At 70.8% G+C, this 23907-nt stretch carries 21 protein-coding genes; 12 read left to right on the top strand and 9 right to left on the bottom strand.

Annotated features, from left to right (window positions below):
* Window positions 1-12: 12 nt before the first annotated feature.
* From PYR72_RS27390 to PYR72_RS27400, 3 genes are all read left to right on the top strand, one after another.
* Window positions 13-558, top strand: coding sequence for an MOSC domain-containing protein (locus PYR72_RS27390; RefSeq protein ID WP_037722784.1), 546 nt, complete (start codon window positions 13-15; stop codon window positions 556-558).
* A 275-nt stretch (window positions 559-833) separates the two neighbouring features.
* Window positions 834-1604, top strand: coding sequence for a calcium-binding protein (locus PYR72_RS27395; RefSeq protein WP_275457772.1), 771 nt, complete (start codon window positions 834-836; stop codon window positions 1602-1604).
* Window positions 1605-1989: 385 nt separating this feature from the next.
* On the top strand, window positions 1990-2838 hold the full coding sequence (locus PYR72_RS27400) for a hypothetical protein (RefSeq protein WP_275457773.1): 849 nt from the start codon (window positions 1990-1992) through the stop codon (window positions 2836-2838).
* A 70-nt stretch (window positions 2839-2908) separates the two neighbouring features.
* Here the strand turns inward: PYR72_RS27400 and PYR72_RS27405 are convergent, their stop codons facing one another.
* From PYR72_RS27405 to PYR72_RS27415, 3 genes are all read right to left on the bottom strand, one after another.
* Complete coding sequence (locus PYR72_RS27405) at window positions 2909-3463, bottom strand: hypothetical protein (protein WP_275457774.1); 555 nt, start codon at window positions 3461-3463, stop codon at window positions 2909-2911.
* Window positions 3464-3638: 175 nt separating this feature from the next.
* Window positions 3639-6041 (bottom strand): HAD-IC family P-type ATPase, encoded by a 2403-nt coding sequence (locus PYR72_RS27410; RefSeq protein ID WP_275457775.1) that lies wholly within the window; start codon window positions 6039-6041, stop codon window positions 3639-3641.
* Window positions 6042-6585: 544 nt separating this feature from the next.
* Window positions 6586-7047, bottom strand: coding sequence for a DUF2530 domain-containing protein (locus PYR72_RS27415; protein ID WP_275457776.1), 462 nt, complete (start codon window positions 7045-7047; stop codon window positions 6586-6588).
* 149 nt (window positions 7048-7196) lie between these two features.
* On the opposite strand from PYR72_RS27415, the gene PYR72_RS27420 reads away from it, so the two are divergent.
* A complete protein-coding gene (locus PYR72_RS27420) occupies window positions 7197-8615 on the top strand; it encodes an NCS2 family permease (protein WP_275457777.1) in 1419 nt (472 codons plus the stop codon).
* 16 nt (window positions 8616-8631) lie between these two features.
* Here PYR72_RS27420 and PYR72_RS27425 read toward each other — a convergent pair whose 3' ends face one another.
* Complete coding sequence (locus PYR72_RS27425; protein WP_037722774.1) at window positions 8632-8814, bottom strand: hypothetical protein; 183 nt, start codon at window positions 8812-8814, stop codon at window positions 8632-8634.
* A 164-nt stretch (window positions 8815-8978) separates the two neighbouring features.
* Here PYR72_RS27425 and PYR72_RS27430 point away from each other — a divergent pair, with 164 nt between their 5' ends.
* The 3 genes from PYR72_RS27430 (at window position 8979) to thpR (ending at window position 11816) form a co-directional block, all read left to right on the top strand.
* Entirely contained in the window at window positions 8979-9416 is a 438-nt protein-coding gene (locus tag PYR72_RS27430; RefSeq protein ID WP_275457778.1) for a MarR family transcriptional regulator, read from the top strand.
* Between the two features lie 432 nt (window positions 9417-9848).
* Window positions 9849-11207 (top strand): MFS transporter, encoded by a 1359-nt coding sequence (locus PYR72_RS27435; protein ID WP_275460528.1) that lies wholly within the window; start codon window positions 9849-9851, stop codon window positions 11205-11207.
* 36 nt (window positions 11208-11243) lie between these two features.
* Window positions 11244-11816, top strand: a complete 573-nt coding sequence (gene thpR / locus PYR72_RS27440; protein ID WP_275460529.1) for an RNA 2',3'-cyclic phosphodiesterase — start codon at window positions 11244-11246, stop codon at window positions 11814-11816.
* A 229-nt stretch (window positions 11817-12045) separates the two neighbouring features.
* Here the strand turns inward: thpR and PYR72_RS27445 are convergent, their stop codons facing one another.
* The 4 genes from PYR72_RS27445 to PYR72_RS27460 all read right to left on the bottom strand — a co-directional run bounded on the left by PYR72_RS27445 (window position 12046) and on the right by PYR72_RS27460 (window position 16037).
* Window positions 12046-13038 carry an aldo/keto reductase gene (locus PYR72_RS27445; RefSeq protein ID WP_275457779.1) on the bottom strand — a complete coding sequence of 331 codons (993 nt, stop codon included), beginning with the start codon at window positions 13036-13038 and terminating at the stop codon, window positions 12046-12048.
* 69 nt (window positions 13039-13107) lie between these two features.
* On the bottom strand, window positions 13108-14556 hold the full coding sequence (locus PYR72_RS27450) for an MFS transporter (protein WP_275460530.1): 1449 nt from the start codon (window positions 14554-14556) through the stop codon (window positions 13108-13110).
* Between the two features lie 108 nt (window positions 14557-14664).
* Window positions 14665-15255, bottom strand: a complete 591-nt coding sequence (locus tag PYR72_RS27455) for a Uma2 family endonuclease (protein WP_060878860.1) — start codon at window positions 15253-15255, stop codon at window positions 14665-14667.
* Between the two features lie 98 nt (window positions 15256-15353).
* A complete protein-coding gene (locus PYR72_RS27460; RefSeq protein WP_275457780.1) occupies window positions 15354-16037 on the bottom strand; it encodes a GDSL-type esterase/lipase family protein in 684 nt (227 codons plus the stop codon).
* Window positions 16038-16268: 231 nt separating this feature from the next.
* Between PYR72_RS27460 and PYR72_RS27465 the strand changes: the two genes are divergently transcribed.
* Complete coding sequence (locus PYR72_RS27465) at window positions 16269-17318, top strand: WD40 repeat domain-containing protein (RefSeq protein WP_275457781.1); 1050 nt, start codon at window positions 16269-16271, stop codon at window positions 17316-17318.
* A gap of 43 nt (window positions 17319-17361) precedes the next feature.
* Here the strand turns inward: PYR72_RS27465 and PYR72_RS27470 are convergent, their stop codons facing one another.
* Window positions 17362-18324, bottom strand: coding sequence for a TetR/AcrR family transcriptional regulator (locus tag PYR72_RS27470; protein WP_275457782.1), 963 nt, complete (start codon window positions 18322-18324; stop codon window positions 17362-17364).
* A 97-nt stretch (window positions 18325-18421) separates the two neighbouring features.
* Between PYR72_RS27470 and PYR72_RS27475 the strand changes: the two genes are divergently transcribed.
* The 4 genes from PYR72_RS27475 to PYR72_RS27490 all read left to right on the top strand — a co-directional run bounded on the left by PYR72_RS27475 (window position 18422) and on the right by PYR72_RS27490 (window position 23905).
* A complete protein-coding gene (locus PYR72_RS27475; RefSeq protein WP_275457783.1) occupies window positions 18422-19402 on the top strand; it encodes an ATP-binding cassette domain-containing protein in 981 nt (326 codons plus the stop codon).
* Window positions 19399-20265, top strand: coding sequence for an ABC transporter permease (locus tag PYR72_RS27480; protein ID WP_275457784.1), 867 nt, complete (start codon window positions 19399-19401; stop codon window positions 20263-20265). Before PYR72_RS27475 ends, PYR72_RS27480 begins: the two co-directional genes overlap by 4 nt.
* A 207-nt stretch (window positions 20266-20472) precedes the next feature.
* A complete protein-coding gene (locus tag PYR72_RS27485) occupies window positions 20473-22023 on the top strand; it encodes a cellulase family glycosylhydrolase (RefSeq protein WP_275457785.1) in 1551 nt (516 codons plus the stop codon).
* A gap of 262 nt (window positions 22024-22285) precedes the next feature.
* Entirely contained in the window at window positions 22286-23905 is a 1620-nt protein-coding gene (locus PYR72_RS27490) for an alpha/beta hydrolase (protein ID WP_275457786.1), read from the top strand.
* The last annotated feature ends 2 nt before the right edge of the window (window positions 23906-23907 follow it).

Raw genomic sequence — 23907 nt, forward strand, 5'->3', positions numbered from 1 at the left:
GGCGGACACACGATGACGGCGCGGGTCACGGCGGTGAGCGCGAACGGGACGTACTCCTTCAGCAAGCCGAACCGGACGAGCATCACGCTGCTCACCGGGCTCGGCGTCGAGGGCGACGTCCATGCGGGGAAGACCGTGAAGCACCGGTTCCGTATGACCTACGAGCCGGACGCGCCCAATCTGCGTCAGGTGCACCTCATGCACGAGGAACTGTTCGACGAGCTGGCCGCGAAGGGCTTCACGGTCGCGGCCGGTCAGCTCGGTGAGAACGTCTCCACGCGCGGGGTCGACCTGCTGGGACTGCCGACGGGCGCGCTGCTGCGCCTCGGCGACGAGGCGGTCGTCGAGGTCACGGGGCTGCGCAACCCGTGCGACCAGATCAACACGTTCCGCAAGGGGCTGCTGAAGGAGGTCTTCGCGCTCGACGCCTCGACCGGGGAGTTCACCTTCAAGTCCGGGATCATGGGGGTCGTCCGGCAGGGTGGTGTCGTCCGCCCCGGTGACGGGATCGCCGTGGAGCTTCCCGCCGGGCCGCACCGACCGCTGGAGCGCGTCTGAACCCCTGCGACCTGGCGGTTCCGCCCGGTTGCGCCGGGGGTGGCGCGAGGTTCACTGTGATCCGGGACACATTCGCATCGGATGCGCGAAACTCGTACAACCATTCCCCTGCCTCGTGGATCTGATCACCCGAGCCGACGGCTTTCTCAGGAGTCCCGGGCGTCACACGACTCCCGGAACCCGGCCGGCTCGACAGACCTGAACCGGGCCTCGCGCGACGGAACCGTCCGCGAGACCCCTTCCACGTGGGGAATACCTTGCACAAGCGTGCGATCGTGGGTGCCGCCATCGGCGCCCTGGCCCTGTCCGCCTTCGTCGCCCCGGCCGCGCAGGCCGCTCCGACCGCCGGCGACACGACGATCTCCAACGTCGTGGTCAACGGCGGCAAGCCGGTCGTCGTCGGCACCGGCAAGAAGACCGTCACGGTCACCTTCAAGGCGTCGGACAACGCGGGCATCGACCTCGACGACGTCACCGTGGTCCTCTACCACGGCGCGACCCTGGACACCGCCGACAGCGGCGCGGTGGCCAACGGCAACTCCGACAGCCGCGCCACCTGCACCGAGGTCAGCGCGACGACGGCGTCCTGCAAGGCGAGCTTCACCGTCGAGACGCAGAAGAACCTGATCAACTCCGTCGCCGGCACCTGGAAGGCCTGGATCTTCGCTTGGGCCAACGACGACGACAACGCCAAGAAGGACCCGGCCAAGACCTTCAAGATCCAGCGCCAGACGAAGCTCACCGGCGCCAACGCCTCTCCGGAGCCGGTCAAGAAGGGCAGCACCATCACGGTCACGAGCAAGCTGACCCGCGCCAACTGGGACACCGAGAAGTTCCCGGCGTACGGCGGCCAGTCCGTGAAGCTGCAGTTCAAGAAGAGCGGCACGTCCACCTACACGGACGTCAAGACGGTCAAGTCGTCCTCCACGGGCGCCCTGAAGACCACCGTCAAGGCGTCCGCCGACGGTGCCTACCGCTTCACCTTCGCGGGCAGCTCCGGCACGGCGGCCGTGACCTCGGCGGCCGACGCCATCGACGTCAAGTAAGCGGCGACGTCGAGCAGACAGCGACAGCGAGGGGGCGTCCCGGTTCCGCCGGGGCGCCCCCTCCGTCGTGGCGCGCGCCGGTCGACGGACCCACGGCCCTCGGCGCCCCGGGTGCCCACCAGCCGTCAGGGCGACGGCCGGCGCCCCTTTTTTCGGGCGCCCGGCCTTCTCCGTACCGGAGCGCCTTTCCGTAAGGAATGACCCCGACTCCCGTAAGAGTCCGCGGAATTCCGTAAGAGACGTGCCAAACGATTCGTATACGTCGTCCAAGAGTGCGTATGGCCAGGCCAAATTCGGGTCCGGGACGAATGCGGGCGCGGGAACGCGTGTTCAGATCGTCCGGGCCACAAGGCCCTGGATCACTCATTTTCCACGTGGGGAACACATGCGCACCAGAGCCACCGTGGCCGCCGTCGTCGGCGCCCTGGCCTTTTCCGCCCTCGGGATACCGGCCGCGCACGCCGCCGGTTCGACGGCGATGAGCGGCAACCCGTACACCCTCGACGTCAGCTTCTCGAACTTCAAGATCGCGAAGTCCGTCAAGGTCGGCATCGGCGGCACCGTCGACACGCCGGTCTCGTTCACCCTGAAGCACGGCTCCGGCGTGAACATCACCGCGAAGGACTTCGTCACCGAACCCTTCCTCTACCGGGGCACCTTCGGCGACGACGACACCCCGCAGCTCTTCGGCGACGACTTCGCCACCTGCAAGGTCACCACGTCGACGACGGCGAGCTGCAAGGGCACCATCACCATCCGCCCGGGCGAGGGCGACCTGCTCAACTCGCAGGCCGGGACCTGGAAGGCGGGCGCCGACGCCGTCGCCTTCAACGGCCAGGACCCCTCGAACGACAAGCTCGACTACAGCAAGATCGGCTACAAGGAGCAGGGCGGACTGGCCTCCACCCTCGTGCAGCGGCTCGCGAAGCTCACCGTCAACGCCGGTCCGGAGCCGGTGAAGAAGGGCGGGACCGTCACCGCGACGGGCCGGCTCACCCGCGCCGACTGGCAGAGCCACACCTACAAGCCCTTCGCCAAGCAGCCGGTCAAGCTGCAGTTCCGCAAGGCGGGCAGCAGCACGTACACCACCGTCAAAACCGTGTACTCGGACGCCTCCGGCAACGTGAAGGCCACCGGCACCGCCACGTACGACGGGTACTGGCGCTTCAGCTACGCCGGGGTGACCACGACGGCGCCGGTCGGCGCGACGGCCGACTACGTCGACGTGAAGTAGGCCCCGCGCGGTGACATGACAGGGGACGGGCCGTGCTGCCGGAGGCTGCCGTGCCGGGTTTCCCGCGCCGTCACAGGCTCGGGAAGAGCAGCAAGAAGAACAGCCACAGCAGCACGGCCCAGAACAGCGCCGCCGCCAGCGACACCAGCAGGGAACTGCGCCACTTCAGCACCAGGAACGGGAAGAGCACCAGGGCCGCCCAGTAACCGGCCACGTCGATCGACATGCCGGCGGCCTCCTTGAGGTCCCTGGCGCGGCCCGTCGCGATGCGGCGCAGCAGCCGCTGCGAGGCGAAGCCGTACAGGCCGAAGACGATGGGGAAGAACCACAGCGGGGTGATCGAGACCAGCTCGGTCTCGGAGAACTCGTCGAACATGACGAAGTAGACGAGACCCGCGCCGAGGAGCCCGCCGATCAGCGCGGTGACGTAGAGCGCGGTCAGCGCCGCCGGTTCGGCGGCTCCGGCGGGCAGCGGCACCGCCGAGGCGTAGGGGACGTCGGCCGACGGGACCCGGGCCACCTGGTGGCAGTGCGGGCAGCGGACGTCCTGCCCGACCCGGTCGGCCGGAGCCGAGATCCGGTGTCCGCACGGGGCGTGGAACTCCACCGACTGGTACGGGTTCATGCGCTGCTGCTCCCCTCCCTGCGCCGCCTCCCGGTGCCGTGGGTGCCGGTGACGCGACGGCGCGGCCTCGTCGAGGCCGCTCGGAGGAAGAGGACGCCGGCCGGGGTCGTCCGGGTTCCGGCGCGGGCGTACGCCCTACGGCGCGCGTGTGTGCCCTACGGCTCCGCTGCGCGCCCTACGCGGGGAAGCGGCGGTCCACCCACCTCCACAGGAACTCCAGCAGGGCCGACGCCCCGGCCGCGACGGCGACCGCGATCCACGGCATGGTCGCCCCGACCAGCCGCAGGGCGAAGAAGTCCTGGAGCGAGGGGACGACGAGGACCACCAGGAAGCATCCGCCCATCGCGGCGACCAGGCCCAGACGCCACCAGGTGTACGGGCGGGCGATGATGGCCAGCACCCACAGGGAGATCAGGAAGAGCGTGAGGGTGGCCGCGCTGGTCTCGGCCTCCAACGCGCCCTCGCCCGTGTAGTGATGCCGGGCGATCAGATACGTGACGAAGGTGGCGACGGCGGCCAGCACACCGCCGGGGATCGAGTACCGCATCACCCGCCGCACGAAGTGGGGTCGCGCGCGCTCCTTGTTGGGGGCCAGGGCAAGGAAGAACGCCGGGACGCCGATCGTCAGGGTCGAGAGCAGCGTCAGATGGCGGGGGAGGAAGGGGTACTCCACCTGCCAGCAGACGACGAGGACGGCGAGGAGCACCGAGTACACCGTCTTGACGAGGAACAGGGTCGCCACCCGCGTGATGTTGCCGATGACCCGGCGGCCCTCCGCGACCACCGACGGCAGGGTGGCGAAGCTGTTGTTCAGCAGGACGATCTGGGCGACGGCCCTGGTCGCCTCCGAGCCGGAGCCCATCGCCACACCGATGTCGGCGTCCTTGAGGGCCAGCACGTCGTTCACGCCGTCGCCGGTCATCGCGACCGTGTGGCCGTGGGACTGCAGCGCGCCGACCATGTCCCGCTTCTGCTGCGGGGTGACCCGGCCGAAGACCGTGCCGGAGTCGAGGGCGTCCGCCATGCCGTCGCGTTCGCCGGGCAGCCGCCGGGCGTCGACGACCTCGCCGGTCAGGCCCAGTTTCCCGGCCACCGCGCCGACCGACACCGCGTTGTCGCCGGAGATGACCTTCGCCCGTACGTTCTGCTCCTCGAAGTAGCGCAGGGTGTCGGCGGCGTCGGGGCGCAGCCGCTGTTCGAGGACGACGAGGGCGGTCGGGCGGGCGTCCCGGGCGACCTCGGGGTCGTCGAGTGCGCGGGTCACCCGGGCCAGCAGCAGGACACGCAGCCCCTGCTCGTTGAGCCGGTCGGTCTCGGTGAGGGCCGGGTCGCCGTCGGGGAGCAGGACGTCGGGGGCGCCCAGCAGCCAGGTGCTGGACCCGCCGTCGCGCTCGCCGAAGGACGCGCCGCTGTACTTGCGGGCGGAGGAGAACGGCAGGGACTCGGTGCAGCGCCGGCCGCCGCTGTCCGGGCAGGCGTCGATGACGGCCCGGAGGGAGGCGTTCGGGCGGGGGTCGGACTCCCCGAGCGCGCCGAGCACCGTGCGGACGTACGCCTCGTCGGCGCCGTTCAGGAGGCGGAGTTCCGTGACGTCCATGCCGCCCTCGGTGAGGGTGCCGGTCTTGTCCAGGCAGACGGTGTCGACGCGCGCCAGGCCCTCTATCGCCGGCAGTTCCTGCACCAGGCACTGCTTGCGGCCGAGACGGATCACCCCGATCGCGAAGGCGACCGAGGTCAGGAGCACCAGGCCCTCGGGGACCATCGGGACGATGCCGCCGACCGTGCGGGCGACGGAGTCCTTGAAGTCGTTCTCCTTCACGATCAGCTGGCTGACGACCAGGCCGATCGCGGTCGGGATCATCATCCAGGTGACGTACTTGAGGATGGTGGAGATGCCGGAGCGCAGTTCGGAGTGGACCAGGGTGAAGCGGCTCGCCTCCTCCGCGAGCTGGGCGGCGTAGGCCTCCCGGCCCACCTTGGTCGCGGTGAAGGCCCCTCCGCCGGCGACCACGAAACTGCCCGACATCACCGGGTCGCCGGGCTGCTTGACGACGGGGTCGGCCTCTCCGGTGAGCAGCGACTCGTCGATCTCCAGCCCGTCGGTCTCGACGCACTCGCCGTCCACGACGATCTTGTCGCCGGGGCCGATCTCGATGAGGTCCCCGAGGACGATCTCGGAGGTCCCGACCGGCGCGGCGACCCCGTCCCGCCGGACCGTGGGTTTCGCCTCGCCGATCACCGCGAGGGAGTCGAGGGTCTTCTTCGCCCGCCACTCCTGGACGATGCCGATGCCGGTGTTGGCCAGGATCACGAAGCCGAACAGGCTGTCCTGGATGGGCGCGACGAACAGCATGATCACCCAGAGGACGCCGATGATCGCGTTGAACCGGGTGAAGACGTTCGCGCGGACGATGTCCACCAGGGAGCGGCTGCTCCGCACGGGTACGTCGTTCACCTCGCCGCGGGCGACCCGGCCGGCCACCTCGGCGGCCGTCAGACCACGCGCCCGCCCCGGGTGGGCCGGGGCGGCGGTGGGGTGCACAGGATCGAGTTCGGTACCCGCGTCGATGTGCGTCATGCCTTCGACGGTACGTGCGGATTTGGGCCTTCACCCGCCGAGTGGGCCAAAGATCCGACCTGGGGAGGAGGACCGGACGCCGCCGTGCCGCCGGGGTCGTACGGGATGTGTGGGGGGTGGGGCGGGGCCGCGTGGGGGTGGGGGGCCGCCGGGTGTCCGGGGGCTGTGCTTTCTCGGCTCCGCTGTCGTCACCCCGAGACTGTCGCCCGGACCGCTCGGGGTGACGGGCGCGTCTGTCGTGCTGCCGGGCTCGTGTGTCGTCCGTCGGGTGGGGGTGCGGGCTGCCGGTGTCCGGGAGGTGGTGTGGTCCTCGGCCCGCTGTCGTCACCCGGGGGCGCCCCCGGCGGGCCCCGCTGTCGTCACCCGGGGGTGTCTCCCGGCCGCCTCGGGGTGGCGTGGGCGTGGGCGTCCGTCAGGGCGCCGGAGGCGTACGTTTCCGGCCGCGGGGCGCCGCGCCGGGGCTGCCGACCGGCCGGTTCTCGGGGCTGCAGCCCCGGCTCCGGCCCGGCTCAGTTGGGGGCGGGCCGCGCGGGCACGTCGTCGTTCAGCCGGTGGCCGGCCGCGCGGTCACGTCGTCGTCCTCGGAGCCGGCCGCCCGGCTCCCGGCCGCCTCGGTTCCGGTCTTCGAGGGCTCCGCGGTCTCGGGCTCCGCGGTCTCGGGTCCAGCGGTCTCCGGTCCAGCGGTCTCGGGCCCAGCAGTCCCGGGTTCCGCCGCCTCGGGCGCCGTCGTCCCGGGCCCGGTGGCCTCCTCCTCGGCCTTCCGTGCCGCGTCCCGCTTGATCGCGGCGTCCCGTCGGCGGACGTAGTAGATGCCGATGAACCCCAGGCCGCCGCCCGCGAGGCACGTCCAGATCCACCAGGTGTGACCGTGGTCCTCGTACCAGCCGTAGAAGGGGAGCTGGACGACGAAGAGGACGAGCCACACAATCGTGCCGCCGATGATGGTCGGCACGATGGGCCCCTCCAGGGGCGCCGGTGCCTCGTGCTTGGGGGTCCACTTCGCCATGGGGCACAGCTTACGAGGCGGACGGGTCTACGCGCGGAGATGGCGAGAGCTGAATTATATGTTCATACTGAAACGGTTTCTGTCTGACCGCTTCTGTTCGTAGAAAACTCCAACAGCGCTGGACTGCCCTGTTGGGGATGAGGTTCCGCATGTCCCCGCAGAGCAGCACCCTCGGCGTGTTCGACCGCCACTTCCGGATCACCGAGCGCGGCAGCACGCTGTCACGCGAGATCCGGGGCGGTTTCGCCACCTTCTTCGCGATGGCGTACATCATCGTGCTGAACCCGATCATCCTGAGCAGCGCGAAGGACATGTACGGTCACCAGCTGGACTACGGCCAGCTGGTCACCGCGACCGCCGTCACCGCCGCCTTCACCACGCTCCTCATGGGTGTCATCGGCAACGTGCCGATCGCCCTGGCGGCGGGCCTCGGCGTGAACACGGTCGTCGCGCTGCAGCTCGCGCCGCGCATGTCGTGGCCGGACGCGATGGGCATGGTCGTCCTGGCCGGTTTCGTCGTGATGCTGCTGGTGGCCACGGGGCTGCGGGAGCGGGTCATGAACGCCGTGCCGCTGGGCCTGCGCAAGGGCATCTCCATCGGTATCGGTCTGTTCATCATGCTGATCGGGCTGGTCGACTCCGGCTTCGTCACCCGTATCCCGGACGCCGCCCACACGACCGTGCCGCTCCAGCTGGGTGCCACCGGGCACCTCGACGGCTGGCCGGTGCTGGTCTTCGTCCTCGGCGCGCTGCTGACGCTCGCGCTGATCGTGCGCAAGGTGCCGGGCGCGATCCTGATCTCGATCGTCGCGATGACGCTGCTCGCGGTCGTCGTCCAGGCCGCCGCCGACCTGCCCGAGGGCGCCTGGGGGCTGACGACGCCGAAGTGGCCCGGCAACCCGGTCGCGAGCCCCGACTTCGGACTGATCGGCCAGGTCAGCCTCTTCGGGGGGTTCTCGAAGGTCGGCGTGCTGACCGGTGTCCTCTTCGTCTTCACGGTCCTGCTGTCGTGCTTCTTCGACGCGATGGGCACGATCATGGGCGTCGGCGACGAGGCCAGGCTGACGGACGCGGACGGCCAGCTGCCCGGCATCAACAAGGTGCTCTTCGTCGACGGCATCGCCGTGGCCGCCGGCGGCGCCAGCTCCTCGTCCGCCACGACCTGTTTCGTGGAGTCGACGGCCGGTGTGGGTGAGGGTGCGCGCACCGGGTTCGCGAACCTGGTCACCGGTGCGCTGTTCGCCGTCGCGCTGTTCCTGACCCCCGTCGCCACGATGGTGCCCTCCCAGGCGGCCACCCCGGCCCTGCTCGCGGTCGGTTTCCTGATCCTCGCGAACTCGGTCCGCGAGATCGACTGGGCCGACTACACCCTCGCGATCCCGGCCTTTGTGACGATGGTGATGATGCCGTTCACCTACTCGATCACCAACGGCATCGGCATGGGCTTCATCACCTTCGTCGTACTGCGTCTGGCCGCCGGCCGTGGGCGTGAGGTCCCGGTGGCGATGTACGTGGTGGCGGCGGTCTTCGGCTTCTACTACCTGATGCCGGCGCTGGGGCTGACGTGAGCGGCGCCCGGCTGCCTCACCTCACCCCGTAGAACTTCTCCGTCTCCTCCACGGCGGTCTGGAACCGCTCGTCGAAGTCGTCCCGGATGAGCGTCCCGATCACATAGTCCTGGACGCTCATTCCCCTTTTCGCCGCGTGGGTCCGGAGCCGGTCGAGCAGCTCCCCGTCTATCCGCAGGCTGAGCACAGTGGTCCCCATGTGTACAAGAGTCGTGTATCCACCGCCTCTGGTGTCACGTTCCGCTTACTAGTCACTCATATGAGTGACGAGGGGCCCCGAACGGGCATGAGTGGTGGGCCTCACGGGCACGGCTGTGGAGTTCCGGTGGTCTTTAGCGAGAGTAATGAGTTATGCTAAAGAACATGCCTGACCTGAACCATGGCGACGACGAGGCCGCTGTGAACGCCCTCCGTTCCGCCGTGATGCGCCTGTCCCGTCGGCTCAAGCACCAGCGGGTCGACGAGTCGCTGAGCCCGACCGAGATGTCGGTGCTCGGCACCCTCGCCCGCTGCGGTACGGCCACCCCCGGTGAGCTGGCCCGCAAGGAGCATGTGCAGCCGCCGTCGATGACCCGGATCGTCGCCCTGCTGGAGAGCAAGGGCCTCGTGAAACTGGAGCCGCACCCCGAGGACCGGCGGCAGAAGGTGGTCACCCAGACCGAGCGGGCCGAGGCGATGCTGGAGGAGAGCCGCCGCAAGCGCAACGCGTTCCTCTCCTCCCTGGTCGAGGGCCTCGACCAGGACGAATGGGAGAAGCTGCGCGCGGCCGCGCCGGTCCTGGAGAAGCTCGCCCACCTCTGACCCGCCGCCCGGCCGCCGGGCGCGCCCCGGCCGGGGCGCACGCCCGCCCGGCCACCGGTGCGCCCCGGACGGCGGCCCGCGCGCCGCCGGGGCGCGGGCATGGGCGGGCCCCGGAACCGGCAGGCACAAGGAGACGGAAGTGCACAGAATCACCTGGAAGAGGGCGTAAGAGGCCAGAGCAGACAGAACAGGAGTCGTGAGGCTGACGCAACCGCACGACACGCACGCGTTCCACCCAAGGAGGCGAACCCTTTGAGTACGGGCCCCGGAGCAGCTTCCGTCCCCGCGCCACCGACCCCCCACACCACCCCGCCCCCGCACGAGGTGCGGGAGGCACCGCCGGATACCGCCGGCCCGCAGACCCGCCCCACCGCCCCCGAGGCGCTCCCCGAGGGGCCGCCCGCGACCCCGGCGGACGCCACCGCCCCGCCAGTGACCCCCACCGACTCCCCGCCCGCCGCCGCGCCGGACACCCCGGCCGCCCCGCAGGTCCCCGCTGCCCGTGAGCGCGCGTCCATGTTCCGGTCGCTGCGGGTGCGCAACTACCGGCTGTTCTTCGTCGGACAGGTCGTCTCGAACGTCGGCACCTGGATGCAGCGGATCGCCCAGGACTGGCTGGTGCTGAGCCTGGCCGGTTCGTCCACGGCCGTCGGTGTGACGATGGCGCTGCAGTTCCTGCCGATGCTGCTGTTCGGGCTGTACGGCGGTGTGCTGGTCGACCGGTTCCCCAAGCGTCGGCTGCTGTTCCTGACCCAGACGTCGATGGCGGTCACGGGACTCGCGCTCGCCGCGCTGACGCTCTCCGGCCAGGTCCAGGTGTGGCACGTGTACGTGGCCGCCTTCGCCGTGGGCATGGCCACCGTGGTCGACAACCCGGCCCGGCAGTCGTTCGTGTCGGAGCTGGTCGGACCGGACCAGTTGCAGAACGCGGTCAGCCTCAACTCGGCGAACTTCCAGTCGGCCCGGCTGGTCGGCCCCGCCGTCGCCGGCGTGATGATCACCACCGTCGGCTCGGGCTGGGCCTTCCTCTTCAACGGCCTCTCCTTCGTCGCCCCCATCGCCGGACTGCTGCTGATGCGCACCCGCGAGCTGCACCCCGTCCGGCGCGCGCCCCGCGCCAAGGGCCAGCTCCGCGAGGGTCTGCGCTATGTGGCCGGCCGTCCCGAGCTGCTCTGGCCCATCGTCCTGGTCGGCTTCATCGGCACCTTCGGCTTCAACTTCCCCGTCTGGCTGTCGGCGTACGCGGACGACGTGTTCCACTCGGGCGCCGGCTCGTACAGCCTCTTCAACACCCTCATGGCGGTCGGCTCGGTCGCCGGCGCCCTGCTCGCCGCCCGCCGCGGCACCGCCCGGCTGCGGGTGCTGATCGGGGGCGCGCTCGCCTTCGGCCTGCTGGAGATCGTGGCCGCGCTGGCACCGGCGTACTGGATGTTCGCGCTGCTCATGGTGCCGATCGGGATGTTCGGCCTGACGGTGAACGTCACCACCAACACGGCGATCCAGATGAACACCGACCCCGTCATGCGCGGCCGTGTCATGGCCCTCTACATGATGGTCTTCCTCGGCGGCACCCCGCTGGGCGCGCCGGTCGCCGGCTGGGCCACCGACGCGTACGGCGCCCGCGCGGGCTTCGTCGCCGGAGGCGTCGTCTCCACCGTCGCCGCCGTCGCCGTGGGCCTGGTCCTCGTCAGGGCCGGCGGACTGCGGCTGTCGATGGGGTGGAACCGGGGGCACCCGAGGATGCGGGTCGTCCCCAAGGAGCGGGCCGTTCCCGTGACGACGGCGGCGTAGACCTGCGAAGGTGGCCCCATGAGTGCCACGCGTACCGTGCGGCTGTTCGCCGCCGTGCTGCCGCCCGCCGATGTCCTCGACGAACTCGAGGTTCTGGTCGGGGAGTTGAAGGGTCTCGCCGGGGCGGACCGGTTGCGCTGGACCGAACCGCCCGGCTGGCACTACACCCTCGCCTTCTACGGGGAGGTCCAGGAGGACGTCGTGGAGGAGCTGTCCCGCCGCCTGGAGCGGGCCGCGGGGCGGAGCGAGCCGTTCCCGCTGGCGGTGCGCGGCGGCGGGCAGTTCGGGCACGGGCGGGCGCTGTGGGCGGGCGCCGAGGGAGACCTCGACGCGCTCCGGCTGCTGGCCGACCGCGCGGAGGCGGCGGCGCGCAGGGCCGGGGTGCCGATGGGGGAGCACCGCCGGTACACGCCCCATCTGACCGTGGCCCGCAGCCGGAGCGACATCGACGTACGCCCGTACGTCGACGTCCTCGGCACCTTCGCCGGGCGGACGTGGACGGTGCCCGACCTCGTCCTGGTGCGCAGCAACCTGCCGACGTCCGGGGTGCCGGGGGAGCAGCCCCGGTACGAGGCGGTGGGGCGCTGGCCGCTCGGGGCGGCCGGATGACCGTTCGGGCCGCCGGTTAGGCTCGGGGGGTGGACCCGAAGACCCGTAACCGGATCATGGCCGGTGTGCTTGTGCTGATGTTCGCGGTGGTCGCTCTCGCGGCGGCGCTCGGCAGGTGAGCGCCTGATTCCGGTGGCCGTCGGGGAACCGCGGACCGTCCTCGCCCCCCGCCCTGCCGTGAGGGCCGGTCGCGCGGTTCCCCGTGCCCCTTACGGGCGGCCGCCGGTGGTCACCAGGCGAAGGCCTCCGGGGACGGGCCGGGGCCCGGGAAGATCTCGTCCAGCGAGGTCAGCAGCTCCTCGCTCAGGTCCAGCTCGCTCGCGCGGATCGCCGACCCGAGCTGCTCGGCCGTACGGGGGCCGACGATCGGGCCCGTGATGCCGGGCCGGGTCAGCAGCCAGGCGAGGGCGGCCTCGCCGGGTTCGACGCCGTGCTTGTCGAGCAGGTCCTCGTACGCCTGGACCTGGCCGCGCACGGCCGGGTCGGTGAGGGCGTCGGCGCTGCGGCCGGAGGCGCGGCGGCCCTGCGTGGCCTCCTTCTTGATGACCCCGCCGAGCAGTCCGCCGTGCAGCGGCGACCAGGGGATGACCCCGAGCCCGTACTCCTGGGCGGCCGGGATGACCTCCATCTCGGCGCGGCGCTCGGCGAGGTTGTAGAGGCACTGCTCGCTGACGAGGCCGATGGTGCCGCCGCGGCGGGCGGCGGTCTCGTTCGCCTGGGCGATCTTGTAGCCCGGGAAGTTGGACGAGCCCGCGTAGAGGATCTTCCCCTGCTGGACGAGCACGTCGACGGCCTGCCAGATCTCGTCGAACGGGGTGGCCCGGTCGATGTGGTGGAACTGGTAGACGTCGATGTGGTCCGTCTGCAGCCGCTTGAGGCTGGCGTCCACGGCCCGCCGGATGTTCAGCGCGGAGAGCTTGTCGTGGTTGGGCCAGGAGTCGGCGGAGGCCGCCATGTTGCCGTAGACCTTGGTGGCGAGGACCACCTTGTCGCGGCGGTCGCCGCCCTTCGCGAACCAGTTGCCGATGATGCTCTCGGTACGGCCCTTGTTCTCGCCCCAGCCGTACACGTTCGCCGTGTCGAAGAAGTTGATGCCCGCGTCCAGCGCGGCGTCCATGATCGCGTGACTGTCCGCTTCGTCCGTCTGCGGACCGAAGTTCATCGTGCCGAGGACCAGCCGGCTGACCTTGAGACCTGTGCGTCCGAGCTGTGTGTACTTCATGACCGTCCAGCCAAAACGGTGGAGTGCGCTCTAGGCAAGGGGGACGTGCGGGACGGGGTCCATGATCGGCTAAGCCCGTCGTGGACGTGCCGGGGCGAACAGGAGCAGCGGGGTCGCCAGGAGGAGGAGGCCGCCGACGGCGATCGCGGTGCGGGGGCCGGTGAGGGCGGCGAGGAGGCCCCAGAGGGCGGTCGTGGCGGCGGTGACGAGTTTGCCGGTGACGGACCAGGCGGTCAGCACGCGGGCGACGCGGTCCGAGGGGGTCCGGGTGAGGCGCTGGGTGGCGAGCACGGGGGTGAAGACGCTGATGCAGGTGATCAGACCGAACTCGGTGATCATGACGAGGACGAGCCCCGCCGGGCCGCTGCCGACGAAGGCCAGGCCCAGCGGCCAGCAGGCCCGCAGGGTTCCGGCGACCCGCAGGACCCGGTCCGTGCCGTGCCGGGCGACCAGTCGGGGGGAGAGACGGGAGCCGATCAGCCCACCGAGGCAGGGGACGGCGAAGGCGAGGCCGTACTGCCAGGGGGCGAAGCCGAGTTCCCCGACCATGAGGATCAGCAGCAGCGGGGCCGGCGCCATGATCAGCGCGTTGACCAGGACGGTGTTGGTGAACAGGGGGCGCAGGACGGGATCGGCGAGGAGGAACCGCCAGCCGTCGAGGAGGTCGGCGGGGCGCAGACGGGGTGCGGGGGCGCGCTTCGGGGTGGGTACGACGGGCTTGCGGAGGGGCTCGGACGTCGTGGGCCCGGAGCCACCGGCGGGCACGACGGCGTGCGCGGGCGCCGCGGGCGCCGCCGGTGTCGCGGGTGCTGAGGGTGCTGCGGGTGCGACGGTCTGCGCGGGCGCTGAGGGTGCTGCCGGCGCCGCGGGTGCGGCGGCGTGTGCGGGCGCTGCGGTGCCTGCCGGGCGCGGTTCCTTGTCGCTGATGTCGCCGATATCGCCGTTGTCGCCGATCGCCCGGATGCCCGCCGCCGAGAGCAGATAGCTGCCGGCGTCGATCAGCAGCGTGACGACCGGCCCGAAGAGACCCATGGCGGCGCCGCCGAGCGGCGGGCCGAGCATCGTGGTCGTCCAGGTCGTGGCCTCGAAGCGGCCGTTGGCGGCCACGAGGTGCTCCGCGGGGACCAGGGACTTCAGGAAGGCGCCGCTCGCCGCGGTGAAGGTGATGTCGGCCACGGCGACGACCACGGAGACCAGGAGGAGCTGGGAGAAGGTGAGCAGGCCGAGGGCGTAGGCGGCCGGGACGGTCAGCAGGGCCGCACAGCGGACCAGGTCCATCGCCGTCATCACCGGGCGCTTGCGGCGGAACTCCACCCAGGGGCCGAGCGGCACGGCCACCGCCGCGCCCACCGCGAGGCCGACGGCCGCCAGTGCGGAGACCTGCGCCGGGCCGACGTGCAGGACCAGCACCGCGATCAGGGGGAACGCGTCGAACGACAGCCGCGTACCGAACGCGCTGACCGTGTACGCCGTCCACAACCACCGGAACTCCCGCCCCAGCCCGCCGCCCCGCGCCATCCACCCGCCCCGCATCCGCCGTCGCCGCCTCCGACCGGGACATCCAAGCGAGTGGGCCGCGGCCGGGCAAGTGCGGACGGCGGGGCCGGGAGGTCGCGGGTGAGGGCGTCAGCCCCGGGGGAGATCGGCGGTCGGCAGGACCAGGCCGAGGAGGGTGGTGGTCATGTCGACGTCGCCGCCGTAGGTGACCGACAGGTCGTTGATGTAGTCGCCGTCCTTGGGCTGGGTGAACAGCCGGCATGTGCCCGTGTACGGGTCGGCGATCAGGTAGACGGGGACCTCGGCCAGCGCGTACGCGGTCTTCTTGGGGCCGTAGTCGTTCCTGGCGGTGTCCTTGGAGATGACCTCGGCGATGAACTCGACGTCCTCGTGACGCCAGCGGCCGTGGGAGTCCTTCTCGGCGTCGTCACGCAGCTTCGCCACGTCCGGGGCGAGGCCGTTCAGCTGGCCGGGGAAGTCGATGCGGACGTCCGAGACGGTGTTCACCCCCTTCCCGAAGGCCTCCAGGAGTGCCTGGAGGATCGCGAAGATGGTCTTCCAATGGGCATCCCGCTGCGGCGACATGTAGACGGTCCCCTCGACGATCTCGACCTTGTATCCCTCGGGGACGGGCATCTTCTCGAGCCGCTCGAACATCTCGTCCAGCTGCCGCGTGTTGTCGCTCTCGGCCATCGCGATCCTGTCTTCAAGGACGGTCATCGTGGCGCTCCTCCCCGGCCGCCCCTCGATCGAGGACGGCCGCGCAGTACAACGATACGTACGGTGACGAGGGCACGACCGATGAAGGGACGCGGAGGCTATGCCTCCTCGTACGGTCCCCCCAGGTCCCACGCCTCGTGCATCGCGTTCGCGAAGGTGGCCGCGATCTTGTGTTCGCCGGAGGCGTTGGGGTGGGTGCCGTCGTAGGTGTCCCAGTGGATGTCGTACGACGGGGGCGCGGAGGCCAGGAGGAGGGGGGAACGGGGTTCGTCGAGGTCGGCGGCCGTCTTGGCGAGGAGTTCGTTGAAGCGGGCGACCTGGGCGGCGAAGGGGGCGTCGGACTCGGCGCGGACGTTGGGGGTGACCGGGAGGAGGACCATGCGGACGTGCGGGTTCGCCTCGCGGGCGGCCGCGACGAAGCGGCGGGTGTTCTCGGCGGTCTGCTCGGCGTTGGTGTAGAAGCCGAGGTCGATGAGGCCCAGGGAGACGAGCAGGACGTCCGCCCGGTGGGAGCGGACCGCGTCGGCGATCAGCGGGGCCATGTGCAGCCACCCCTCGCCCCAGCCGGCGAGGTGGGCGCGGGGGAAACGGGGGTCGGTCCCGGCGTACTCGTACGACGTCGGCGCGTCCGTCGCCTTGTCGTGCAGGGTCTCGCGCGGTCCGACGATCTTGAAGGGGCCGTCGTACGTCGTGCGCAGGTGCTGCCAGAGCCGGTAGCGCCACGTGTGTTCGCCCGCGCTCCCGATCGTCATGGAGTCGCCTACGGGCATGAACCTGAGCATCCGCACATCATGAACGATCGCTACCGGCCGGTACGACCTCTCGACGCAGAACATCCCTGTGAACCCCGCCACGTGGGCGCTCCTGGAGGAGCAGCGGGCGCAGCCCTTGCTCCTCCAGGGGCGCGGGGAACTGCGCGAGAAGCCCCACCGGGCCCGCACCCGCCCACGCACCCGACACCCCCACGGCGCTCCCACAACCACTCAGCGGAGCGAGATGGCAGGCTTGGGCCCATGCGCCGTCGCCCCCTCAACCACCCTCACCCCCTCCGCCGGTTCCGCGCGCCCCGCGCGGCCCGCGCCGGCTTCGCCGGTCTCGCCGCGGTCCTGCTCGCCGCCCTCCCGGCCGCGCCCGCGTCCGCCGACGACGACGGGTTCACGATGAAGGACTCGCGGATCACCGAGTCGAGCGGTCTCGCCGCGTCGCGTCAGCACCCGGGGGTCTACTGGACCCACAACGACAGCGACGACGGCGCGTTCCTCTACGCGGTCGACAGCAGGACGGGCGAGACGGTCGCCACGGTCACCATGACGGGCGTCGGCACCCCGCGTGACGTCGAGGCGATCTCCATGGGGCCGGGCGACAAGCTCTACGTCGGCGACATCGGCGACAACCTCGGCGGCACCTGGGCGTACGTCTGGATCTACGAACTCCCGGAGCCGAAGGAGCTGAAGGACCAGACGATCAAGGCCACGCAGTACGTGGTGAAGTACGAGGACGGGGCGCGGGACGCGGAGGCGCTGATGGTGCATCCGAAGACCGGGCGGGTCTACATCGCGGACAAGAACGAGGAGGGCGGATCGCTGTACGAGGGCCCGGCCGACCTCTCGCCCTCCGGCACGAACGTGTTCAAGAAGGTCGCGGCCGTCCCCGACCTGGAGGTCACCGACGGCGCCTTCTCGCCGGACGGCAAACAGCTCGCCCTGCGCGCGTACTTCGGCGGCATCCTCTACGACTGGAACGGCGGCAGGATCAAGAAGGCCGAGCGGCTGAACGTGCCCCTGCAGCGGCAGGGCGAGTCCGTCACCTTCGACACCGACGGCTCGAAGATCATGTACGGCAGCGAGGGGGCGGGCAGCTCGGTCGTCGCGAGGGACGTGCCCGGCGGCGGCTCCGGAAGCGGCGGTTCCGGCTCGTCGTCCTCCGGCGGGAAGGACTCCGGCACGGCCGGAGCGGACGGCGAAGGGACCGGCTCCACCTTCAAGGTCGGCGCGCTCGCCGTGGCCGGCGGGGTCGTCGTCCTCTGGGGCTTCAGGCGACTGCGGCGACGCCCGTCCTCCTGAGCCCGGGGATCCTCCGGGGGCTCCTCCCGGCCTGCGGAGTCACTCACCCGTCCACGGAGGTCACCGCGGTCACCGCGGTCACCGCAGTCCCCGTGGACTCCGTGGACTCCGTGGACTGGGCGGACTCGGTGGACTCGGTGGACTCCGCGGTCTCCACGGTCGCCCCCGTCCCCGTCCCCGCCCCCGCTCCCGCCCCCGCGCGCCGCCGGTTCACCAGCGTCTCCAGCCCGTCCAGGACGCACTGCAACCCGAACTCGAAGTGGTCGAACTCCGCGCCGAACGCGTCCTCGGAGAGGCCGGCGAGAAGGGGGTAGCGGCCGGAGAGCATGAGCTGTTCGAGGATCGGCGCCTGGGCCTGCCAGAACTCCGCGTCGGTGAGGCCGGTGCGGTGTTCCGCCTCCTGCTCGTAGAGCTGGGTACGGGCGGCGCCGACGACGTAGCCGTCCACGGCGATGATGGCGCTGACCAGTTCGGGGTCGGTCAGCCCCATGGACTTGATGCGCGAGAGCACCTTCTCCAGGCCGTCGAGCGCGCTCGGCCCGAGGACGGGGCGGGACTGGTTGACCTGCAGCAGCCAGGGGTGGCGGCGGTAGAGCGCCAGCGTGGCCCGGCCCAGGGCCTCCAGGGCGGAGCGCCAGCCGCCGTCGCCGAGGTCGGCGGGGTTCTCTGAGGGCCGCTGGACGCGGTCGAGCATCAGGTCCAGCAGCTCGCCCTTGCCGGGGACATAGCGGTACAGGGACATGGTCCCGGTGCCGAGTTCGGTGGCGACCCGGCGCATGGAGAGGGCGTGCAGCCCCTCCGTGTCGGCGACCCGGACCGCCGCCTCCACGATCCGGTCCAGGGTGAGCCCGGGCTTCGGGCCGCGGCTGGGGCGCGGGCCGGTGCCCCAGAGCAGTTGCTGGGTGCGGACGATGTCGCCGCTGCCGCTGGTCTCCGTACCGCTCGCGGTCCCGCCGGCGGTACGGGCCGCCGTACCGCCCTCCGTACCGCTCCTGCCCCTTGTCATGCGCCCGAGTCTAGATCCTCGCGAAAAAACTGGGTACGTCGTACGCGTAATCGGGTACGGTGTACCCGGTTCTGATGCGGCGTCCGAAGGGGGACTCATGAGTGAGGGATACGCGGTCCGGGCCGAGGGCCTGGAGAAGCGGTACGGGGAGAAACGCGCGCTGGACGGCTTCGACCTCACCGTCCGCGAGGGCACGGTGCACGGCCTCCTCGGCCCGAACGGCGCGGGCAAGACCACCGCCGTACGCATCCTCTCCACGCTGCTGCGCCTGGACGGCGGCCGGGCGGCGGTGGCCGGCCTCGACGTGGCCCGGCATCCGCGCGAGGTGCGGGCCCGTATCGGGCTGACGGGCCAGTACGCCGCCGTGGACGAGGTGTTGACGGGCCGTCAGAATCTGGAGATGTTCGGCCGGCTGTTCCACCTCGGCGGGAAGCGGGCGAAGCTGCGCGCGGTCGAGCTGCTCGACCGGTTCGACCTCACCGACGCCGCCGACAAGGGCGTCGGCAAGTACAGCGGCGGCATGCGGCGGCGGCTCGACCTCGCCGCCTCGATGATCCTCGCCCCGTCCGTCCTCTTCCTCGACGAGCCGACGACCGGCCTCGACCCGCGCAGCCGGGGTGAAGTCTGGGACTCCGTACGGGCGTTGGTGGCCGGCGGTACGACCGTGCTGCTCACCACGCAGTATCTGGAGGAGGCCGACCGGCTCGCCTCGCGCATCACCGTCATCGACCAGGGACGGGCCATCGCGGACGACACCCCGGACGGGCTGAAGAGCACGGTCGGCGGCGACCGGATCGAGGTCGTCGTCGCCGAGCGCGCCGACATTCCGCGTGCGGTGAAGGTGGTCGCCCGCGTCTCGGACGGCGAACCGGAGTCGGACGAGACGGAGTTGCGCGTCCACGCGCCCGTGACCGACCGCGTCTCGGCCCTCACCGAGGTGGCCCGCACCCTCCAGGACGAGGGCGTGCGGGTCGAGGACATCGGCCTGCGCAGGCCCAGCCTGGACGACGTGTTCCTGCGCCTGACGGGCCACCGTACGGAGAAGACCGCCGAGAACGGCGAGGGGGCCGCCGCATGACCACCGTCGAACCGAACGCCGCCGGTGCCGGGAACACCGCCACCAGCGCCGTCGACCTGGACGTGTCGAGCGGGCGCGGCCGTACGTACTGGCTGCTGGCCGACGTCTGGAACATCGTCCGCCGCGGCCTGACCCACTACCGGCGCCAACCGGTGAACATCGCCTGGCAGCTGGGCTTCCCGATCCTCTCCGTCCTGCTCTACGGCTATGTCTTCGGCAGCGCCATGCAGGTGCCCGGCGGCGGGGACTACCGGGACTTCCTGATGCCGGGCATGTTCGTGATGACCATGGCCTTCGGGTTCATCAACACGGCGACCCTCGTGGTCTACGACTCCACCAAGGGCGTCATCGACCGGTTCCGCTCCATGCCGATGGCGCCGTCGGCGGTGGTCGCGGGGCGGGGCGTCACCGATCTCCTCGGCGCCTGCGCGGAGTTGGCCATCATGATGCTGACCGCCTTCGCGATGGGCTGGCGACCGGAGGCGGGCCTCGGCTTCCTGGCCGCGTTCGGCCTGCTGCTCTGGCTGCGCTTCGCGCTCATCTGGATCGGCGTCTGGCTGGGCCTGCTGGTCCCCAACCCGGAGGCGGCGGGCGGACTCTTCGCGGTCGCGTTCCCGCTGACCATGATCTCCAGCATCTTCGTCGCCCCGCAGCTCATGCCCGACTGGCTGGGCTGGATCGCCGCCTGGAACCCGATCTCCTCGACGGCCGCCGCGACCCGTGACCTGTTCGGCACGCCGGTCGGCGGCGGTGACTCCTGGATCGAACAGCACGCGCTGCTGATGGCCGGGGTGTGGCCGGTGGTGCTCACGCTGGTCTTCCTGCCGCTGGCGGTGCGGAGGTTCCAGAAGCTGAGCCGGTGAGCCGGTGAGCGGGTGAGCGGGTGAGCCGGGCCCCCGGGAGCGGGGGCTGGGCGGCCTCGCGGGGCGCACGGCCCGGGGCGTCCGGCGTATCAGGTGACGCCGGATGCCTTGACGTGTTCATGCGATCTGTTTCCAATGGGAGGCACGGGTGATGGGAGCGCTCCCATCGGTTACGGGCCCGCCCCCTCCCGAGGAGGAAGCAGCGACATGTTCCGCAGCTTACGGAGAACCCTGGGCGCCCTGTGCGCGGCCGCCGCCCTGCTGCTGCCCCTGGCCGGCGGCGCGCACCCGGCCGCGGCGGCCGCCGCGCCGGACGCCGCCGCCGAGGCCGGGGCCGGCTACTGGCACACCAGCGGCCGGCAGATCCTGGACGCGAACGGCCAGTCGGTCCGGATCGCCGGCATCAACTGGTTCGGTTTCGAGACCGCCAACCACGTCCCCCACGGTCTCTGGTCCCGCGACTACAAGAGCATGATCGACCAGATGAAGTCGCTGGGCTACAACACCCTCCGGATGCCCTACAGCGACGACATCCTCAAGCCCGGCACCATGCCCGACAGCATCAACACCTCGGGCGGCAAGAACGCCGACCTCCAGGGCCTGACCTCGCTCCAGGTGCTGGACAAGATCGTCGCGTACGCCGGTCAGAGCGGACTGAAGGTCATCCTCGACCGGCACCGTCCGGACGCGGCCGGGCAGTCGGCGCTCTGGTACACCTCGGCCGTCCCCGAGACGACCTGGATCACCAACCTCAAGGCGCTGGCGACCCGTTACAAGGGGAACCCGACGGTCGTCGGCATCGACCTCCACAACGAGCCCCACGACCCCGCCTGCTGGGGCTGCGGCGACACCGCCAAGGACTGGCGCCTGGCCGCCCAGCGCGCCGGCAACGCGGTCCTGTCCGTCAACGCCGACCTGCTGATCCTCGTCGAGGGCGTCCAGACCTTCAACGGCGTCTCGGGCTGGTGGGGCGGCAACCTGATGGGTGTGGCCCAGTACCCGGTGCAACTCGACGTGGCGAACCGGCTGGTGTACTCGGCCCACGACTACGCCACCAGCGTCGCCCAGCAGGACTGGTTCAGCGATCCGTCCTTCCCGGCCAACATGCCGGGCATCTGGGACAAGTACTGGGGCTACATCTTCAAGCAGAACATCGCCCCGGTGTGGGTCGGCGAGTTCGGTACGACGCTCCAGTCCACGACCGACCAGAAGTGGCTGGCCGCCCTGGTGGCCTACCTCCGCTCGACCTCCGCCCACGGCAACGACTCCTTCCACTGGACCTTCTGGTCCTGGAACCCCAACTCCGGTGACACCGGCGGCATCCTGAAGGACGACTGGCAGACGGTGGACGCCGTCAAGGACGGCTATCTCGCGAGCGTCAAGGCCCCGGGCTTCCCGCCGGGCGGGGGCACCGGCCCCGGCGGCCCGGGAGACCCCGGCGGCCCGGGCGGCGGCACGCCCGCCTGCACCGCCGCGTACACGGTCAGCAGCGACTGGGGCGGCGGCTTCAACGCCGAGGTGAAGGTCACCAACACCGGCACCACCGCCCTCTCCTCCTGGAAGGTCACCTGGACCTGGTCCGGCTCCCAGCGGGTGACGAACATGTGGAACGCCTCCTACACCCAGAGCGGCGCGACGGTCACCACGACCAACGCCGCACACAACGGCACGGTCGCCGCGGGCGGTTCGGCGAGCTTCGGCTTCGGGGGCGCGCCCGGGGGCGGGGGCGCGCCGAGTGTGAGCTGTACGGCCACGTGACGAGCGGGGGGTGAGAGGGCGCCCGGTGCAGCCGCCGGGCGCCCTTCTCCGGCAGATCTCCGGCGGAGCGGCCGAGGCGGTGCGGCGATCTGTCCGGATTGGCGCAACCGCCCCTTTCTGTGAGTCATTTGCGAGTAAGCAATGACTCAATTCGGTCAAGTCTTGGTCGAATTAGTTATCGCGGTGTGTCCTCTTCGGGAACCATGCGGCCTGGGCCGCGAACCTCGCGGACCTGCACCCCCCATCGTTCAGAGAGAACTTCATGAGAAGAAGCGCAGCCGTGCTGTGCGGCGCCGGCGTTGTTCTGGCCGGGACGCTCAGCGCCGTACCCGCCAACGCCAGCGGGTCGCCCTCCGCGAACACCGTCCAGGCCGCCGTCGCGAAGGTCGCCTGGAAGAAGTGCGCCACCGACAACTACCCGACGCTGCAGTGCGGCTCGGTGAAGGTGCCGCTCGACTACGCGAAGCCGAGCGGGAAGAAGATCACGCTGGCGCTGTCCCGCGTGCCGCACACCTCGAAGACGTTCCAGGGCCCGCTGCTGGTCAACCCCGGCGGCCCCGGCGGCAGCGGTCTGACGCTGGCCGGATTCGTCGCCTCCTCGCTGCCGAAGAAGGTGGCCGCGCAGTACGACGTCATCGGCTTCGACCCGCGTGGCGTGGGCGCGAGCAAGCCCGCCCTGGACTGCAAGCCGGGCTACTTCGACCCGGTGCGTCCGGACTCCGTGCCGAGCACGTCGGCGCTCGAGAAGGCCAACGTCGAGCGCGCCCAGTCCTTCGCCCAGGCATGCGGCACGAAGTACAAGGACGTCCTGCCGTACATCAACACGATCAGCGCCGTGAAGGACCTGGACTCGATCCGTAAGTCCCTCGGCGCGAAGAAGATCAACTACTTCGGCTACTCGTACGGCACCTACCTCGGCGCGGTCTACGCCAAGCTGTACCCGACGAAGGTGCGGCGTCTGGTGCTCGACTCGATCGTCGACCCGACGGGTGTCTGGTACCAGGACAACCTGGACCAGGACTACGCCTTCGACAAGCGCCACAAGGCGTTCATGAAGTGGGTGGCCAAGAACAACGCCACCTACAAGCTCGGCACCGACGCCAAGAAGATCGAGGCGAAGTGGTACGCCATGCGTGCCGCCCTCGCCAAGAAGCCGGTGGGCGGCTCGGTGAAGGTGGGTGCCTCGGAGCTGGAGGACACCTTCATCCCCGGCGGGTACTACAACGGCTACTGGCCGTTCCTCGCCGAGGCGTTCGCCGCCTACGTGGGCGACAAGAACTCCGACCCGCTGGTCGAGGCGTACCAGAACTTCGCCGCCATCGACTCCTCCGGTGACAACGGCTACAGCGTCTACACCTCGGTGCAGTGCCGTGACGCGTCCTGGCCGCGCGACTGGAAGCAGTGGACCAAGGACAACTGGGCGGTCTACAAGAAGGCCCCCTTCATGGCCTGGAACAACGCCTGGTACAACGCGCCGTGCGCGTTCTGGCCGACCAAGTCGCTGAAGCCGGTGAACGTCGCCAACTCCAAGCTGCCCCCGACGCTGCTGTTCCAGGCGACGGACGACGCGGCCACCCCGTACCAGGGTGGTGTGACCGTCCACAAGCTGCTCAAGAACTCCAGCCTGGTGGTCGAGCAGGGCGGCGGCAACCACGGCATCACGCTGAGCGGCAACAGCTGCCTCGACAAGTACCTGGCGACGTACCTGACCAACGGCAAGGTGCCGCACGGCAAGGGCACGGCCGACGCCACCTGCAAGAAGCTGGCCGACCCGAAGCCGGCGGCCGCGGAGCAGTCGGCGCAGTCGACGCTGAGCACGGCACCGGGTGACGCCGCGACGAACGGCGAGACCCTGCACGGCATCCTCGGCTTCCGGGGCTGACC

This window comes from Streptomyces sp. VNUA24, from assembly GCF_029167005.1.
Taxonomy (GTDB): Bacteria; Actinomycetota; Actinomycetes; order Streptomycetales; family Streptomycetaceae; genus Streptomyces; species Streptomyces scabiei.